Raw genomic sequence first — 16,898 nt, 5'->3', positions numbered from 1 at the left:
AGTTACCGACGTGTGAATCACTTTGTCAATTGTCAGTGACTGTCACTAGCCTCGTTCCCATGACTAGTCAGACCAGTGTGGAAAAGGCCCCGCAGGGCCAGGGGGGCGTACGGGAGCCGGCTCCGGTCCCGGCGAAGGGCCTGCGCGGCCACCCCTGGCTGACCCTGTTCGCCGTCGCCGCCGGCGTGATGATGGTGGCGCTCGACGGCACGATCGTCGCCATCGCCAACCCCGCCATCCAGGCCGACCTCGGCGCCTCCCTGGACCAGCTCCAGTGGATCACCAACGGCTATCTGCTCGCGCTCGCCGTCGCCCTGATCACCGCCGGCAAGCTCGGCGACCGCTTCGGCCACCGTCAGACCTTCCTCATCGGCATCGCGGGCTTCGCCGCCGCGTCCGGCGCGATCGGCCTCTCCGACTCGATCGCCTTCGTGATCGCCTTCCGGGTGCTCCAGGGCCTGTTCGGCGCCCTGCTGATGCCGGCCGCGCTCGGCCTGCTGCGCGCCACCTTCCCCGCCGAGAAGCTGAACATGGCCATCGGCATCTGGGGCATGGTCATCGGCGCCTCCACCGCGGGCGGCCCGATCCTCGGCGGCTTCCTCGTCGAGCACGTGAGCTGGCAGTCCGTCTTCTTCATCAACGTGCCCGTCGGCGTGGTCGCGCTCGCGCTCGGCCTGATCATCCTGAAGGACCACCGCGCCGAGAACGCGCCGCGCTCGTTCGACGTCCTCGGCATCGTGCTGCTCTCCGGCGCGATGGGCCTGCTCGTCTGGAGCCTCATCAAGGCGGGCGCGGACTGGGGCTGGACCAGCGCCAACACCTGGGGCTGCCTGATCGGCTCGATCGTCCTCTTCGCGGTCTTCGCGGTCTGGGAGACGAAGGTCAGGGAGCCGCTCATCCCGCTCACCATGTTCCGCTCCGTGCCGCTCTCGGCCGGTGTGGTGCTGATGGTCCTGATGGCCTTCGCCTTCATGGGCGGCCTCTTCTTCGTGACCTTCTACCTCCAGGGCGTGAAGGGGCTCGGCCCGATCGACGCGGGCCTGCGGCTGCTTCCGCTGACCGCGATGATGATCGTCTCCTCGCCGCTGGCCGGCGCGCTCATCACCAAGTTCGGTCCGCGGGTGCCGCTCGTCGGTGGCATGGTCTTCACGGCCGTGGCGATGTTCGGCATGATCACGCTCTCGGCCGGGACGAGCACGCTGGCGATGTCCCTCTGGTTCGCCCTCCTCGGCCTGGGCCTCGCCCCGGTCATGGTCGGCGCCACCGAGGTCATCGTCGGCAACGCGCCGCTGGAGCTCTCCGGCGTCGCCGGCGGCCTCCAGCAGGCCGCGATGCAGGTCGGCGGCGCGCTCGGCACGGCGGTGCTCGGCGCCGTCATGTCCTCCAAGGTGTCCGGTGCCTTCGCGGAGAACTGGAAGGAGGCCGGGATCCCGGTCCCGGTGGACCCGCGCTTGGAGGAGGCCGCCGAGTTCGGCATGGCCCCGGAGGCGATGGCGCAGGCGCCGGGCATGACGCCGGAGCTCTTCGCCAAGATCTCCGACGTCATCCACGACACCTTCCTGCAGGGCATGGGCCTGGCCTTCACCGTCGCCGGCGTCGTGGCCGTGGTCGCGGCGCTGGTCGCCACGCTGACCAAGCGCGGCGAGAACGCGCAGGCCGGCATGGGCGGCGGGCACATCTGAGCCACCGGCCCGGCCGCCGGCCCGACGGCCGGCACCCGGAACTCCCCTAGGGGGCCGTCACCCGTTCGATGGAACGGGGGCGGCCCCCCTTCCGTTCGGAGGGTCACCTCGTCCATGCTCGTGATTACAGAGAGTGACGACATGGGGGTTGATCTGTATGAACTGTCCGAAGGGAAAGGCGTCCGCCGCGCTCGCGGCGATGACCGTCCTGCTCCTGACCGCCCTCCCGGCCACGGCCGCGCCGACCGCGCCGACCGCTCCGGCAGGGGCGATGGCGCAGACCGCTCCGACCGCGCAGACCGCGCCGGCCGCCGCGGCGGCCGGGACCACGCAGGGGGCCTGCGGGCCCGGGCGGCTCTGCCTCTGGCCGAAGCCCGACTTCAAGGGCAGGCCGTGGACGTACGAACTGGCGACGACGGACCTCGACAGCTGCGTCGCCCTCCCGGCCGGGGCCTCGGCCCAGTCCCTGGCCGTCCGCACGGGCCGGCCGGTCACCGCGTACCAGTCGGCGGAGTGCGCGGAGACGGGCGAGTTCGAGACCTACCCGGGCCGGGGCACCTGGGTCCCGCAGACCCCGTACGAGGTCAGAGCCTTCAAGCTCTGGGAGCGATAGCCGCTCCCGGCTCCGGCGCGGCCGCGTCCGGCGCGGGCTCCGGTACGGCCTGCGGTACGGCCTCCGGCGCCGTGGTCTGCGGGGGCACCGGGCCCGCGAGGCGGGCGACCTCGGCGCGGAGTTCGCGGACCTCCCGGGTCAGCGCCTCCAGAAGCTCCGTCTGGCGCCGCTCCACCGCGTCGTCCCGCTCGAAGCGGGCGATGAACCAGGCCGCGATGTTGGCGGTGACGACACCCAGCAGGGCGATGCCCGACAGCATCAGCCCGACCGCCAGCACCCGCCCGAGCCCCGTCGTCGGCGCGTGGTCGCCGTACCCGACCGTCGTCATCGTGGTGAACGACCACCAGACGGCGTCGCCCAGCGTCTTGATGTTGCCGTCCGGGGCGTCCCGCTCCACGTGCAGCACCGCCAGCGAGCCGAACATCATCAGTCCGACCACCGCGCCCGCCACATAGGTGGTCAGCGTTATCTGCGGGGCCATCCGGGCCCGCCGGCCCACGAGGAGGAGGGTGGAGACCACCCGCAGCAGCCGCAGCGGCTGCACCAGCGGCAGCAGGACCGCGAGCAGATCGAGGGGGTGGGAGCGGACGAAGGCCCAGCGGGAGGAGGCCAGCAGGAGCCGGACCAGATAGTCCAGCGCGAAGGCGCCCCACACCGCCCACTCCACGTAGTGGCACAGCCGGAGCACCCACGGCTCGGCGCCCGGCGCGACGATCGGCACCGCGTAGGCGATGCCGAAGGCCACCGCCAGCACCAGCAGCGGGGTCTGGGTGCGCTCTTCCCAGCGGACCTTCGGGGGGCGCTCCTTCTTCACGGACATGCGGGGCATCGTAAGGAATGCCGAAGGGCGGCGGGACCGCCGGTCCCACCGCCCCTCACCAGGCACTGCCGCCCCGCGGGCTCCGTCAGGCGTCGCCGCCCGCCGGACCCGGGTCGGCGGCCGCCACGTCGAGCAGCTGGTAGCGGTCCACCGCCTGCTTCAGGACCGCGCGGTCCACCTTGCCGTCACGGGCCAGCTCGGTCAGCACCGCCAGGACCACCGACGGGGCGTCGATGTGGAAGTACCGGCGGGCGGCACCGCGGGTGTCCGCGAAACCGAAACCGTCCGCACCGAGGGAGGTGTACGAGCCGGGCACCCAGCGGGCGATCTGGTCCGGCACCGAACGCATCCAGTCCGACACCGCCACGAAGGGGCCCTCGGCGGCCTGGAGCTTGCGGGTGACGTAGGGGACGCGCTGCTCCTCGTCCGGGTGGAGCAGGTTGTGCTCCTCGACCGCCACCGCCTCGCGGCGCAGCTCGTTCCAGGAGGTCGCGGACCAGACGTCGGCCTTGACGTTCCACTCATCGGCGAGGATCCGCTGCGCCTCGATCGCCCACGGGACGGCGACGCCGGAGGCCATGATCTGCGCCGGGATCGTGCCGGCCTCGGCACGCCTGAAGAGGTGGATGCCCTGGAGGATGCCCTCCACGTCCACGTCCTCCGGCTCGGCCGGGTGCTGGATCGGCTCGTTGTAGACCGTCAGGTAGTAGAAGACGTCCTCCGCCTGGGGGCCGTACATCCGGCGCAGACCGTCCTTGACGATGTGCGCGATCTCGAAACCGAACGCCGGGTCGTAGGAGATGCAGGCCGGGTTCGTCGAAGCGAGGAGGTGCGAGTGACCGTCCGCGTGCTGGAGGCCCTCGCCGGTCAGCGTGGTGCGGCCGGCGGTGGCGCCCAGGACGAAACCGCGCGCGAGCTGGTCGGCCATCTGCCAGAACTGGTCGCCGGTCCGCTGGAAACCGAACATCGAGTAGAAGACGTAGACCGGGATCAGCGGCTCGCCGTGGGTGGCGTAGGCCGAGCCGGCGGCGATCAGCGAGGCCGTGCAGCCGGCCTCGGAGATGCCGTCGTGCAGCATCTGGCCGGTCGGGGACTCCTTGTAGGCGAGCAGGAGTTCGCGGTCCACCGCCTCGTACTGCTGCCCCAGCGGGTTGTAGATCTTGGCGCTCGGGAAGAAGGAGTCCATGCCGAAGGTGCGGTACTCGTCCGGCGCGATCAGCACGAAGCGCTTGCCGATCTCCTTGTCCCGCATCAGGTCCTTCAGCAGCCGGACGAAGGCCATGGTGGTGGCGATCGACTGCTGGCCCGAGCCCTTGCGGACCGCCGCGTAGGTCTTGTCGTCCGGCAGCGCCAGCGGCCGGGAGCGCACCACCCGGGTGGGCACGTAGCCGCCCAGCGCGCTGCGCCGGTCGTGCATGTACTGGATCTCCTCGGAGTCCCGGCCCGGGTGGTAGTACGGCGGCAGGCCGGACTCCAGCTCCTTGTCGGTCACCGGGATGTGCAGCCGGTCGCGGAAGCGCTTGAGGTCGTCGACCGTCAGCTTCTTCATCTGGTGGGTGGCGTTGCGGCCCTCGAAGTTCGGGCCGAGGGTCCAGCCCTTGACGGTCTGGGCCAGGATCACCGTCGGCTGGCCCTTGTGGGCCTTGGCCGCCGCGTAGGCCGCGTAGATCTTCTTGTGGTCGTGGCCGCCGCGGCCCAGGTGCAGGATCTGCTGGTCCGACATCGACTCGACCATCGCCCGCAGCCGGTGGTCGTCGCCGAAGAAGTGCTCGCGGATGTACGCGCCGGTCTCCGTCGCGTACGTCTGGAACTGCCCGTCCGGCGTGGTGTTCAGCTTGTTCACCAGGATGCCGTCCCGGTCCTGCGCGAGCAGCGGGTCCCAGGAGCGGTCCCAGATGAGCTTGATGACGTTCCAGCCGTTGCCCCGGAAGATCGACTCCAGCTCCTGGATGATCTTGCCGTTGCCGCGTACCGGGCCGTCGAGCCGCTGCAGGTTGCAGTTGACGACGAAGGTGAGGTTGTCCAGGCCCTCGCGCGCCGCGATGGAGAGCTGGCCCAGCGACTCGACCTCGTCCATCTCGCCGTCGCCGAGGAACGCCCACACGTGCGACTTCGAGGTGTCGGCGATCCCGCGCGCCTCCATGTACCGGTTCATCCGGGCCTGGTAGATCGCGCCGAGCGGGCCGAGGCCCATCGACACCGTCGGGAACTCCCAGAAGTCCGGCATCAGCCGCGGGTGCGGGTAGGACGACAGGCCGTTCGGGTACTTCGACTTCTCCTGGCGGAAGCCGTCGAGCTGGGTCGCCGTCAGCCGGTCCAGCAGGAAGGCGCGGGCGTAGATGCCGGGGGAGGCGTGGCCCTGGAAGAAGATCTGGTCGCCGCCGTCGCCCTCGTCCTTGCCCCGGAAGAAGTGGTTGAAGCCCACGTCGTAGAGGGAGGCCGAAGAGGCGAAGGTCGCGATGTGGCCGCCGACGCCGATGCCCGGGCGCTGGGCGCGCGAGACCATCACGGCCGCGTTCCACCGGGTGGCGTTGAGGACCTTGCGCTCGATCTCCTCGTTGCCGGGGAAGAAGGGCTCGTCCCTGGTCGCGATGGTGTTGACGTAGTCCGAGCTGCGCATCTCGGGCACGGCCACCCGCTTCTCGCGGGCGCGCTCGATCAGCCGGAGCATCAGATAGCGGGCCCGCTCCCGGCCCCGCTCGTCGACCGCCGCGTCGAGGGAGTCGAGCCACTCCTGGGTCTCTTCGGGGTCGAAATCCGGGACCTGGCTGGGAAGGCCGCCAATGATGATCGGGTTGCGATCGGATCCGGGAGCCACGCTGTTCCTTCGCTGGTCGGGGGGAGCCCCACGAGAAGGGGGAGCCCCTTTGAGGCCGGGATGTCCGAGGCCGGGAACGTCCATCGTGTACCCGGCTCGCGGCACACGTCATCTTTACCGAGAGGTAACCCTCTCCGCGCCCTTCCTGCCCTCCGGGTGCGGTCAAATCGCAACCTTACGCCCAATCCGCGCATGCGTTTCGGCAGAGCGTTCGGCAGACTGAAACCGCAGAACCCCGCGAAGCGGGACGAATCGTGTACGCCCGATCACGGAGCGCTGTCGAAAGCCGTCGGAAGTTGCGGTGAGACGGCCCCAAACGTCACCGTTTCGGCGGTCTCCACGGCCGGGTACTTGCGCGATCCGCCCCGTCACGTGTGGACTACGGCCAGCGCCGCGCACATGCGCGGCCCGAGCATTTTCCGTTACATGATCAGGAGGCAAGCCGTGAGCGCGACCGCGGACCACGCGGAGGAGCGGACCAACCCGGCGGCGAGGCTGGGGTTCGAGCCCGGACAGGTGGTCCAGGAGATCGGCTACGACGACGACGTCGACCAGGATCTCCGTGAAGGCATCGAGTCCATCATCGGCCAGGAGCTCATGGACGAGGAGTACGACGACGTCGCCGACGCCGTCGTCCTCTGGTTCCGTGACGAGGACGGTGATCTCACCGACGCACTGGTGGACAGCATCGGTCTGCTGGAGGACGGCGGCAACATCTGGCTGCTGACTCCGAAGACCGGCCGCGACGGCTACATCGAGCCGAGCGACATCAACGATGCCGCGCAGACCGCTGGGCTCTCCCAGTCCAAGAGCATCAGCGTCGCCAAGGATTGGACGGGCACCCGCCTGGTCGCTCCCAAGCGCTGATCCCCCTGCTGCGCGAAAGCCCCCGCCGGTGCGCCGGCGGGGGCTTTCGCGCTTCCGGACCGTCCGCCCCCGGGCTCGCGCGGGGGCCCGCCGGCCAGGCCGTAGGGTGGGGTTCACCGGTTCGGCCCAGAGGCCGGGCCCCGTCGAAGGGATGCGTACGCGATGGCGATCGAGGTCGGCACCAAGGCCCCCGATTTCGAGCTCAAGGACAACCACGGCCGCACGGTGAAGCTCTCCGACTACCGCGGCGAGAAGAACGTGGTCCTGCTCTTCTACCCGTTCGCCTTCACCGGCGTGTGCACCGGCGAGCTGTGCGAGCTCCGGGACAACCTGCCGAAGTTCGTCAACGACGACACCCAGCTGCTCGCCGTCTCCAACGACTCCATCCACACCCTGCGCGTCTTCGCCGAGCAGGAGGGCCTGGACTACCCGCTGCTCTCCGACTTCTGGAAGCACGGCGAGGCCTCCCGCGCCTACGGCGTCTTCGACGAGGACAAGGGCTGCGCCGTCCGGGGCACCTTCATCATCGACAAGGAGGGCGTCGTCCGCTGGACGGTCGTCAACGCCCTGCCGGACGCCCGTGACCTCGACGCCTACGTCAAGGCGCTCGAAACCCTCTGACGCGGCCGCGCGGGACCCGGAATCGGTGGTCCGCACCGACATCCCCCGATTCCCCGGGCGAATCGCCTGTTTCGACTGGGAACCCGTCACTAGGATCCAGTCGTTGATCCGATGCCAACGCACGACCGGGGGCGCTGCCCCTGAAAACAATGATGGAGGGACTCGTGGGAGTCAGCCTCAGCAAGGGCGGCAACGTCTCGCTGACCAAGGAGGCCCCTGGCCTCACCGCCGTGACCGTCGGTCTGGGCTGGGACGTCCGCACCACGACCGGTACGGACTTCGACCTCGACGCCAGCGCCATCCTGGTGAGCGAGGCCGGCAAGGTGCGCAACGACCAGGACTTCGTCTTCTTCAACAACCTCAAGAGCGCCGACGGTTCCGTCGAGCACACCGGTGACAACCTCACCGGTGAGGGCGAGGGCGACGACGAGCAGGTCAAGGTCAACCTGGCCGGCGTCCCGGCCGACGTGGCCAAGATCGTCTTCCCGGTGTCCATCTACGACGCCGAGAACCGCCAGCAGTCCTTCGGCCAGGTGCGCAACGCGTTCATCCGCGTCGTGAACCAGGCCGGCGGCGCCGAGATCGCGCGGTACGACCTCTCCGAGGACGCCTCGACCGAGACCGCCATGGTCTTCGGCGAGCTGTACCGCCACGGCGCGGAGTGGAAGTTCCGCGCCGTCGGCCAGGGTTACGCCTCGGGCCTGCGCGGCATCGCGCAGGACTTCGGCGTCAACGTCTGAGCCGCACACCTTCAGGGCCGTCCGGGGCCGGGCCGTCGAGGCCCGGGGCCGGACCCGCTCGACGACGTCCGGCGCCGCACCTCTCGTGCGGCGCCGGACGTGCCTCATGGCAGCAGCATCCACCGGGGAGGAACCGAACACCATGGGCGTCACGCTCGCCAAGGGAGGCAACGTCTCCCTCTCCAAGGCCGCACCCAACCTCACCAAGGTCCTCGTGGGCCTCGGCTGGGACGCGCGGTCCACCACCGGAGCCCCCTTCGACCTCGACGCCAGCGCCCTGATGTGCCAGGCCGGCCGGGTCCTCGGCGACGAGTACTTCGTCTTCTACAACCAGCTGCGCAGCCCCGAGGGTTCGGTCGAGCACACCGGTGACAACCTGACCGGCGAGGGCGACGGGGACGACGAGTCGCTCATCGTCGACCTCACCCGGGTGCCGCCCCAGTGCGACAAGATCGTCTTCCCGGTCTCCATCCACGACGCCGACAACCGCGGCCAGACCTTCGGTCAGGTCAGCAACGCCTTCATCCGGGTGGTGAACCAGGCGGACGGGCAGGAACTGGCCCGCTACGACCTCTCGGAGGACGCCTCCACCGAGACGGCGATGATCTTCGGCGAGCTCTACCGCTACAACGGCGAATGGAAGTTCCGCGCGGTCGGCCAGGGGTACGCGTCCGGACTGCGGGGCATCGCTCTAGACTTCGGGGTCAACGTTTCGTAAAGCCGCGTTATCACACAATGGGGTAGGCAGTGCTTCTGAAAACCTTCGGCTGGTCGTTCGCGATCACCGCGCTCGGCCTGGTCGCAGCGGTGCTCTACGGGGGGTGGGAGGCGTTCGGGATCGTCGCGATCCTGTGCATCCTCGAGATCTCGCTCTCCTTCGACAACGCGGTGGTCAACGCCGGCATCCTGAAGAAGATGAATGCCTTCTGGCAGAAGATCTTCCTCACCATCGGCATTCTGATCGCCGTGTTCGGAATGCGACTGGTCTTCCCCGTCGTGATCGTCGCGATCAGCGCCAAGATCGGCCCGATCGACGCGGTCGACCTGGCGTTCAACGAACCGGACCGCTACCAGGAACTGGTCACCGACGCGCACCCGTCGATCGCCGCCTTCGGTGGCATGTTCCTGCTGATGATCTTCCTCGACTTCATCTTCGAGGACCGTGACATCCAGTGGCTGCGCTGGATCGAGCGCCCGCTGGCCAAGCTCGGCAAGGTCGACATGCTGTCGGTCTGCATCGCGCTGATCGTCCTGCTCGTCACCTCGATGACCTTCGCGACCCACGCCCACCAGCACGGCGGCGCCCACGTCGACAAGGCGCAGACGGTCCTCATCTCCGGCATCGCCGGCCTCATCACGTACCTCGTCGTCGGCGGTCTCTCCGGCTTCTTCGAGAACAAGCTGGAGGAGGAAGAGGAGCGCGAGCACGAGGCCGAGGAAGAGGCCAAGCGCAGCGGCAAGAAGGTCTCCGCCGTCCAGCTCGCCGGCAAGGCCGCCTTCTTCATGTTCCTCTACCTGGAGGTCCTCGACGCCTCCTTCTCCTTCGACGGCGTGATCGGCGCCTTCGCCATCACCAACGACATCGTGCTGATGGCGCTCGGCCTCGGCGTCGGCGCCATGTACGTCCGGTCGCTCACGGTCTACCTGGTCAAGCAGGGCACCCTGGACGACTACGTGTACCTGGAGCACGGCGCGCACTACGCCATCGGCGCCCTCGCGGTGCTGCTCCTCATCACCATCCAGTACGAGATCAACGAGGTCATCACCGGCCTCATCGGCGTCGTCCTGATCGCCTGGTCCTTCTGGTCCTCCGTCCGCCGCAACCGCGCGCTGGCGGCGGCAGAGGGCGGCTCCGGCTCCTCGGACGACAAGGCCGAGGTGAGCTCCGGGGTGTGACACCCTGCACCCCGGTGTGCGCCCCGCCACGGGGTGTGACACCGGGGACAATGAGGAACGCTTCCCTGCGGGGCGACCGGCCCGTCCGGTCGCCCCGCAGGCGCGTGACGGCCGGGCAAGGCGACCGATGTGGGGGGTGGGGGCCCGATGGCCTTCTGGGACAACCTGATTCCGGGGCGGACGACGTCCTTCGACACGGGGGTGGGCGCGTCCCACACCATCGACCTGACCAGGCGCCGGCCCACGGTCTCGCTCGCCAAGCAGGGCGGCGCCACCGGCAACCTCCGCGTCAACCTCTCCTGGCGGATGCGGACCTCCGACATCGAGGGCCGCTCCCGGCAGAGCGGCCGGCTGCTGCGCAACCCGGCCCAGTACTTCAAGCCCGAGGTCGTCCAGGCGCACACCCAGGGCATGGTCAACGTCGACCTCGACCTGGGCTGCCTCTACGAGCTCAAGGACGGCAGCAAGGGCGTCGTCCAGCCGCTGGGCGGCTTCTTCGGCGACCTCAACGCCGCCCCGTACGTGAAGCTCAGCGGCGACGACCGGTTCGGCGCCCCCTCAGGGGAGACGATCTTCGTCAACCTCGACCACAAGGACGAGATCAAGCGGCTGCTCTTCTTCGCGTACATCTACGACCAGACGCCGGCCTTCGACCGGACCCACGCCAAGATCACGCTCTACCCCAGCAACGGCCCCCGGATCGAGATCGAGCTCGACGAGCGCGCCCCGCAGGCCCGCTCCTGCGCCGTCTTCTCCGTCGACAACAGCAAGGACGAGCTGCTGGTCCGGCGCGAGGTGCGGTTCGTCTACGGCTTCCAGGCGGAGCTGGACCGGCTCTACGGCTGGGGCCTGCAGTGGGGCCGCGGCTACAAGTCGAAGGCATGACCGCGACGCCCGGCGGCTTATCGGACCGCCCGGCGCCGCCGGCTCCGTCACGGACGCTGGAACTGCGGCCCCATCGGCGGCATCCGGAACTCCTGGACGGGCTCCGCGCCGTGCCCGGCGGTCACCGGCTGCGGATAGCCGTACGCGGGCGCCGGGCCCGGCACCGGGGCCTGCGGGTAGCCGTAGGCCGGCGCCCGGTCGGGCATCGGCGGCACGGGCGGCGACGGGGGCCGGGGGGTGTGGACGACGGTCGCGTCCGGGTCCGGGTGCGGCGCGGAGCCCGTACCCGCCTCTCCGGCGTCGACGAGCGCGGTCTCGGCCTGCGGGTCCACGGACGCCCCCGCGGCCGTCTCGCCGGGCGTCTCGGCGCCCGCGGGCGCCCCGTCGGGCTCCTCGTCCACCGAGATGCCGAAGTCCGTCGCCAGGCCCACCAGGCCGGTCGGATAGCCCTGCCCGACCGCGCGGAACTTCCACCCCTCGCCCCGGCGGTACAGCTCGCCGCAGATGACCGCGGTCTCCTCGCCGGTCTCCGCCGTCACGTCGAAGAGCGCCAGCGGCTCCCGCCCGTCCGCGGCCGTGGCGTCGTACAGGACGATCCGCAGGTCCGTCACCGAGCGGAAGGTGCCGCCGTCCGAGGACGCGGCGAGCACCACCCGGTCGATGGACGGGTCGAGCGCGCCGAGGTCCGCCTCGACCGTGTCCGTCAGCGCCTCCGCGACCCGCTTCTTCGGCAGCCGCCGCACCAGCCCCGAGGGGTGGCGCGGCTGGTTGTAGAAGACGAAGTCCTCGTCCGACCGGACCCGCCCGTCGGGCCCGAGGACCAGGGCCGAGGCGTCCACGTCGGGGACCCCGGGGCCCGGGGTCCAGCGGAGCACGGCCCGTACGGCCGCGGTGTCGAGAGGGACGTTGGAGCCCTTCAGCATCGCGTGCGTCATGACGGCCATCCTGCCCTCCTGCCCGTCCGGGGGACAACGCGGGGGCACCGGGCGAAGCGGAGCGGCGCCGTACACCTGACGGAATCGGGGCGGGCACGGAGGGAGGGGAGGACACCCGACGGGGACGAGTTACCTGGATTTCATGCGGGGTGGGAACTACGGACACCCGCACCTACGTACTATTACCGGCCACATGTCATCAGGGCCCAGGCAAGCAGACGGGGGACTTACATGCGTCATTTCGGGCACATCCCCTCCACGGTGCGGAGCGGGCTGTTCCACCGCGAGCCGGCCGAGTTCACCGCCGACTCGCCCGCCCGCACGCTCGCGGTCGCCCTCGGCGCCACCCTCTACAGCCCCGCCACCCGGCCCCGCCTCGCCGACGACATCCGCAAACAGGCCGCCCGCGGCGTCGTCTCCATGGTCCTCTGCCTGGAGGACTCGATCAGCGACGCCGACGTCGAGGCCGGCGAGGCCAACCTCGTCCACCAGTTCCGCGACCTCGCCGACGGCCGCGCCGACGGCCCTGACGTCCCCCTCCTCTTCATCCGGGTCCGCGAACCGCGCCAGATCACCGACCTCGTCAGCCGCCTCGGCGACACCGTCGGCCTGCTGGCCGGATTCGTACTCCCCAAGTTCACCGAGGCCCGCGGCAGCGCCTTCCTCGACGCCCTCACCCAGGCCGAGCGCACCGCCGGACGCCGCCTCTACGCCATGCCCGTCCTGGAGTCCCCCGAACTCCTCCACCTGGAGACCCGGGCCGAGACCCTCGCCGGCATCGCCGCCGTCACCGAGAAGCACCGCGACCGCGTCCTCGCCCTCCGCCTCGGCGTCACCGACTTCTGCTCCGCCTACGGACTCCGCCGCTCGCCCGACATGACCGCCTACGACGTCAAGGTCGTCGCCCACGTCATCGCCGACGTCGTCAACGTCCTCGGCCGCGCCGACGGCACCGGCTTCACCATCACCGGACCCGTCTGGGAGTACTTCCGCCCCGGCGAGCGCATCTTCAAGCCCCAGCTGCGCCGCAGCCCCTTCCTGGAGGGCCGCGCCGAGGACCTGCGCACCGCCCTCATCGAACACGACATGGACGGCCTGCTCCGCGAGATCGAGCTCGACCGCGCCAACGGCCTCCTCGGCAAGACCTGCATCCACCCCACCCACGTGCTGCCCGTCCACGCCCTGTCCGTGGTCAGCCACGAGGAGTGGAGCGACGCCCAGGACATCCTCCGGCCCGAACAGGACGGCGGCGGAGTGCTCCGCTCCGCCTACACCAACAAGATGAACGAAGTGAAGCCGCACCGCGCCTGGGCCGAGCGCACCCTCGTCCGCGCCGAGGTCTTCGGCGTCGCCCGCGAGGACGTCGGTTTCGTGGAACTGCTCACCGCCGGCCTCGCCGGCTGACGAAAGGACTGCGGCGACGTGGTGTGGACCGGAACCTGGGTCGCGGAGCGACTCGGCGTCGAGCTGACCGGCGACGAGGAGCTGACGGCCCTCCTGGGCCTCGCCCTGCGCCGCAACCCCAAGCGGGCCCACCTGCTCGTCTCCAGCGTGCTCGGCAAGCACGTGCCGCAGCACCCCTCCGTCGTCTACGGCTCCGGCCTCGGCCTCGGCCTGCGCGTCCGCGAGCTCCTCGGCGCCGACGAGGCCGCACGGGCCGTCGTCCTCGGCTACGCCGAGACCGCCACCGCCCTCGGCCACGCCGTCGCCGACGGCCTCGGCACCGCCCCCTACCTCCACTCCACCCGCCGCCCCGTCGCCGGCGTCGCCACCGCCGGCGGCTTCGAGGAGTCCCACTCGCACGCCACCTCCCACCTGCTCCTCCCCGAGGACCCGGAGCTGCTGGCCGGCAACGGACCGCTGGTCCTCGTCGACGACGAGTTCTCCACCGGCAACACCGTCCTCAACACGATCCGCGGCCTCCACGAGCGCTACCCCCGCGACCGGTACGTCGTCGTCGCCCTGGTCGACATGCGCGACCCCGCCGACCGCGACCGCCTCACCCGCTTCGCCGAGGAGATCGGCGCCCGCGTCGACCTCCTCAGCCTCGCCGCCGGCACCGTCGCCCTCCCCGCCGGCGTCCTGGAGAAGGGCCGCGAACTGGTCGCCCGGCACGAGCCCGCGCCCGGCGCCGCCCCCACCCCGCGCTCCCGCGGCGGGTACGCCGCCGTCGCCACCCCCGTACGCGTCGACCTCGACTGGCCCGCGGACCTCCCCGACGGCGGCCGGCACGGCTTCACCCCCGCCCACCGCGCCCGCCTGGAGAAGGTCCTGCCGGCCATGACCGCCGCCCTCACCGAGGCGCTGGACGTGAGCGCGGCCGACACCCCCGGCGGCGAGGCCCCCCGCGTGCTCGTCCTCGGCTTCGAGGAGCTGATGTACGCGCCGCTGCGGCTCGCCGGCGCCCTGGAGGACGCCGGACTCGACGTCCGCTACTCCACCACCACCCGCTCACCCGTCCTCGCCGTCGACGACCCCGGCTACGCCATCCGCACCCGGCTCGTCTTCCCCGCCCACGACGACCCCGCCGACGGCCCCGGCGAGCGCTACGCCTACAACGTGGCCGGCGGCGGCTACGACGCCGTCGTCGCCGTCGTCGACTCCACCGCCGACACCCCCGAGCTGCACGCCCCCGAGGGCCTGCTCGCGCAGCTCGCCGCCCACATCCCGCACGTCGTCCTGGCGGTCGTCCCCTCGTACGCACCGCAACCGCGGGCGGCCGTGGAACCGGTCGCCGCCACCGAATCCGAAGCGATCGGATCCGAAGCTCCCGAAAGGAGCTCCATGCTGCCCGAGCCCCTCCGCGGCCCCGCCTTCTCCTCGTACGCCCCCGAGGAGGTCGGCTGGCTGCTCCAGGACCTCTCGGACGTCGAACTGGAGGCGCCCACCGAGGAACGCGAGGAAGCCATCCAGCGCGGCGGCGCCCACTACGCCGAGTCGCTGCCCGTCGAGTACCAGCCCAGCGCCCGCTACCAGGAGCTCTTCCACGCCGCCCTGGAGACCTCCGCCGCCCGCATCGCCCACGCCGTCGGCACCGTCACCGAGACCGTCCTCGCCGAGCGGACCGGCCGCCCGGTCCTCGTCTCCCTCGCCCGCGCCGGCACCCCCGTCGGCGTCCTCATGCGCCGCTGGGCGCACCACCGCCACGGCCTCGACCTGCCCCACTACGCCGTCTCCATCGTCCGCGGCCGCGGCATCGACGCCAACGCCCTGCGCTGGCTCGCCGCCCACCACGACCCGGCCGACGTCGTCTTCGTCGACGGCTGGACCGGCAAGGGCGCCATCACCCGCGAACTCGCCGCCGCCCTGCGGGAGTCCGAGGAGTTCGCCGCCTTCGACCCGGATATCGCGGTCCTCGCCGACCCCGGCTCCTGCGTCCGCACCTACGGCACCCGCGAGGACTTCCTCATCCCCTCCGCCTGCCTCAACTCCACCGTCTCCGGCCTGATATCGCGCACGGTGCTCCGCTCCGACCTGGTCGGCCCGGCCGACTTCCACGGCGCCAAGTTCTACCGCGACCTGGCCGGCGCCGACGTCTCGAACGCCTTCCTCGACGCCGTCGAGGACCGCTTCGACGAGGTCGCCGACACCGTCGACACCGACGTCAAGGACCTCCTCGCCGCCGACCGCACCCCCACCTGGGAGGGCTGGGCCGCCGTCGAGCGGATCAGCGAGGAGTACGGCATCCACGACGTCAACCTCGTCAAGCCCGGCGTCGGCGAGACCACCCGCGTCCTCCTCCGGCGCGTCCCCTGGAAGATCCTCGCCCAGCGCGGCGCCGGCGCCGACCTCGCCCACGTCCGCCTCCTCGCCGAACAGCGAGGCGTCCCGGTGGAGGAGGTCGACGACCTCCCCTACACCTGCGTCGGCCTGATCCACCCCCAGTACACCAGGGGTGCGACAGGCGCCGACGGCAAGGCGGTGGTGTCCCGATGAGCGCGCCCTCGACCGCCACCCTGGTGGCCAGCGACCTCGACCGCACCCTCATCTACTCGACCGCGGCCCTCGCCCTCGGCATGCCCGACGCCCAGGCGCCCCGGCTGCTGTGCGTCGAGGTCCACGAGTCCAAGCCGCTCTCGTACATGACGGAGGAGGCCGCCGAACTCCTCGCGCGACTCACCGCCGAGACCGTCTTCGTGCCCACCACCACCCGGACGCGCAAGCAGTACCAGCGCATCCAACTCCCGGGCAGCACACCGAAGTACGCGATCTGCGCCAACGGCGGGCACATCCTCGTCGACGGCGTCACCGACGCCGACTGGCACGCCTCCGTCGTCCGCCGGCTCGCCGACGAGTGCGCACCGCTCTCCGAGATCCGCGCCTACCTCACCGCGACCACGGACCTCTCGTGGGTGCGCAAGCACCGCGTCGCCGAGGACCTCTTCGCCTATCTGGTCGTCGAGCGGGAGCGCCTCCCGGAGGACTGGCTGGACCGCTTCGGCGCCTGGGCGGGCGACCGCGGCTGGACCGTCTCGCTCCAGGGCCGCAAGGTGTACGCGGTGCCCAAGCCGCTGACGAAGAGCGCCGCCGTCCGCGAGGTCGCCCGGCGCACCGGCGCCGCGCTCACCCTCGCCGCCGGCGACTCGCTCCTCGACGCCGACCTGCTGCTCGCCGCGGACCGGGCCTGGCGCCCGGGCCACGGCGAACTCGCCGACACCGACTGGACCGCCCCCCACCTCGACGTCCTCGCGGAGCGGGGCGTCGCGGCGGGCGAGGAGATCCTCCGCCGCTTCAGGGCGGCGGCGCTGTCCTGACCCTCCGGCGTCAGCCGCAGCATCCCCCGCCGCAGCAGCCGCCACCGCCGCCGGCGGGGGCCGCGGGCCCACCCGTGGCCGTCCCGCCGACGGCCACGGCCGACAGCAGCTTCACGGTGTCGTCGTGCCCGGCGGGACAGGAGGCGGGCGCCGAGGACTCGGCCATGGGCCGGCTCAGCTCGAAGGTGTCACCACAGGTGCGGCAGCGGTATTCGTAACGAGGCATGGGACCAGGCTAATGGGCCCTGGCACCGTGGTCAGCGGGCC

General features: G+C 71.1%; 15 protein-coding genes. 11 read left to right on the top strand and 4 right to left on the bottom strand.

All coding sequences use genetic code 11. The features are described from left to right. Positions 1-59: 59 nt before the first annotated feature. Both ABFY03_RS12175 and ABFY03_RS12170 read left to right on the top strand, forming a co-directional pair. Entirely contained in the window at positions 60-1,682 is a 1,623-nt protein-coding gene (locus ABFY03_RS12175; protein WP_319014017.1) for an MFS transporter, read from the top strand. Between the two features lie 157 nt (positions 1,683-1,839). Next, positions 1,840-2,295: a peptidase inhibitor family I36 protein gene (locus tag ABFY03_RS12170; protein ID WP_346169891.1), complete on the top strand. Its 456-nt coding sequence runs from the start codon at positions 1,840-1,842 to the stop codon at positions 2,293-2,295. Here the strand turns inward: ABFY03_RS12170 and ABFY03_RS12165 are convergent. Together ABFY03_RS12165 and aceE are read right to left on the bottom strand one after the other, a co-directional pair. Then, the gene (locus ABFY03_RS12165) at positions 2,276-3,115 is read right to left on the bottom strand and encodes a potassium channel family protein (protein ID WP_386723568.1); all 840 of its coding nucleotides are present in this window, start codon (positions 3,113-3,115) and stop codon (positions 2,276-2,278) included. The genes ABFY03_RS12170 and ABFY03_RS12165 overlap by 20 nt on opposite strands. An 85-nt stretch (positions 3,116-3,200) precedes the next feature. Then, positions 3,201-5,933 (bottom strand): pyruvate dehydrogenase (acetyl-transferring), homodimeric type, encoded by a 2,733-nt coding sequence (aceE, locus tag ABFY03_RS12160; protein ID WP_346169890.1) that lies wholly within the window; start codon positions 5,931-5,933, stop codon positions 3,201-3,203. 444 nt (positions 5,934-6,377) lie between these two features. Between aceE and ABFY03_RS12155 the strand changes: the two genes are divergently transcribed. The 6 genes from ABFY03_RS12155 to ABFY03_RS12130 all read left to right on the top strand — a co-directional run bounded on the left by ABFY03_RS12155 (position 6,378) and on the right by ABFY03_RS12130 (position 10,942). Continuing rightward, positions 6,378-6,800, top strand: coding sequence for a DUF3052 domain-containing protein (locus ABFY03_RS12155; protein WP_031004804.1), 423 nt, complete (start codon positions 6,378-6,380; stop codon positions 6,798-6,800). A 162-nt stretch (positions 6,801-6,962) separates the two neighbouring features. Beyond that, positions 6,963-7,421: a peroxiredoxin gene (locus tag ABFY03_RS12150; protein ID WP_319014020.1), complete on the top strand. Its 459-nt coding sequence runs from the start codon at positions 6,963-6,965 to the stop codon at positions 7,419-7,421. Between the two features lie 164 nt (positions 7,422-7,585). Further along, the gene (locus ABFY03_RS12145; protein WP_030495317.1) at positions 7,586-8,161 is read left to right on the top strand and encodes a TerD family protein; all 576 of its coding nucleotides are present in this window, start codon (positions 7,586-7,588) and stop codon (positions 8,159-8,161) included. A gap of 142 nt (positions 8,162-8,303) precedes the next feature. Then, positions 8,304-8,879: a TerD family protein gene (locus ABFY03_RS12140; protein ID WP_030495316.1), complete on the top strand. Its 576-nt coding sequence runs from the start codon at positions 8,304-8,306 to the stop codon at positions 8,877-8,879. Positions 8,880-8,908: 29 nt separating this feature from the next. Then, positions 8,909-10,057 carry a DUF475 domain-containing protein gene (locus ABFY03_RS12135; protein ID WP_346169889.1) on the top strand — a complete coding sequence of 383 codons (1,149 nt, stop codon included), beginning with the start codon at positions 8,909-8,911 and terminating at the stop codon, positions 10,055-10,057. Positions 10,058-10,204: 147 nt separating this feature from the next. Continuing rightward, on the top strand, positions 10,205-10,942 hold the full coding sequence (locus ABFY03_RS12130; protein ID WP_319014022.1) for a TerD family protein: 738 nt from the start codon (positions 10,205-10,207) through the stop codon (positions 10,940-10,942). A 47-nt stretch (positions 10,943-10,989) separates the two neighbouring features. Here ABFY03_RS12130 and ABFY03_RS12125 read toward each other — a convergent pair whose 3' ends face one another. Continuing rightward, positions 10,990-11,886, bottom strand: a complete 897-nt coding sequence (locus ABFY03_RS12125; RefSeq protein WP_319014023.1) for a TerD family protein — start codon at positions 11,884-11,886, stop codon at positions 10,990-10,992. A 222-nt stretch (positions 11,887-12,108) separates the two neighbouring features. On the opposite strand from ABFY03_RS12125, the gene ABFY03_RS12120 reads away from it, so the two are divergent. The 3 genes from ABFY03_RS12120 to ABFY03_RS12110 are packed head-to-tail and all read left to right on the top strand — an operon-like array spanning position 12,109 to position 16,631. Then, entirely contained in the window at positions 12,109-13,281 is a 1,173-nt protein-coding gene (locus ABFY03_RS12120; protein ID WP_346169888.1) for an HpcH/HpaI aldolase/citrate lyase family protein, read from the top strand. An 18-nt stretch (positions 13,282-13,299) separates the two neighbouring features. After that, complete coding sequence (locus tag ABFY03_RS12115; RefSeq protein ID WP_346169887.1) at positions 13,300-15,813, top strand: phosphoribosyltransferase; 2,514 nt, start codon at positions 13,300-13,302, stop codon at positions 15,811-15,813. Continuing rightward, positions 15,810-16,631 (top strand): HAD family hydrolase, encoded by an 822-nt coding sequence (locus ABFY03_RS12110; protein WP_319014026.1) that lies wholly within the window; start codon positions 15,810-15,812, stop codon positions 16,629-16,631. Before ABFY03_RS12115 ends, ABFY03_RS12110 begins: the two co-directional genes overlap by 4 nt. 10 nt (positions 16,632-16,641) lie before the next feature. On the opposite strand, the gene ABFY03_RS12105 is transcribed toward ABFY03_RS12110, so the two are convergent. Continuing rightward, positions 16,642-16,857: an FmdB family zinc ribbon protein gene (locus tag ABFY03_RS12105; protein WP_319014027.1), complete on the bottom strand. Its 216-nt coding sequence runs from the start codon at positions 16,855-16,857 to the stop codon at positions 16,642-16,644. Between the last annotated feature and the right edge of the window lie 41 nt (positions 16,858-16,898).

It is taken from the genome of Streptomyces roseofulvus, assembly GCF_039534915.1.
In the GTDB taxonomy this organism is placed as follows: Bacteria; Actinomycetota; Actinomycetes; order Streptomycetales; family Streptomycetaceae; genus Streptomyces; species Streptomyces roseofulvus.
This window is presented reverse-complemented; position numbering and strand designations above follow the sequence as displayed.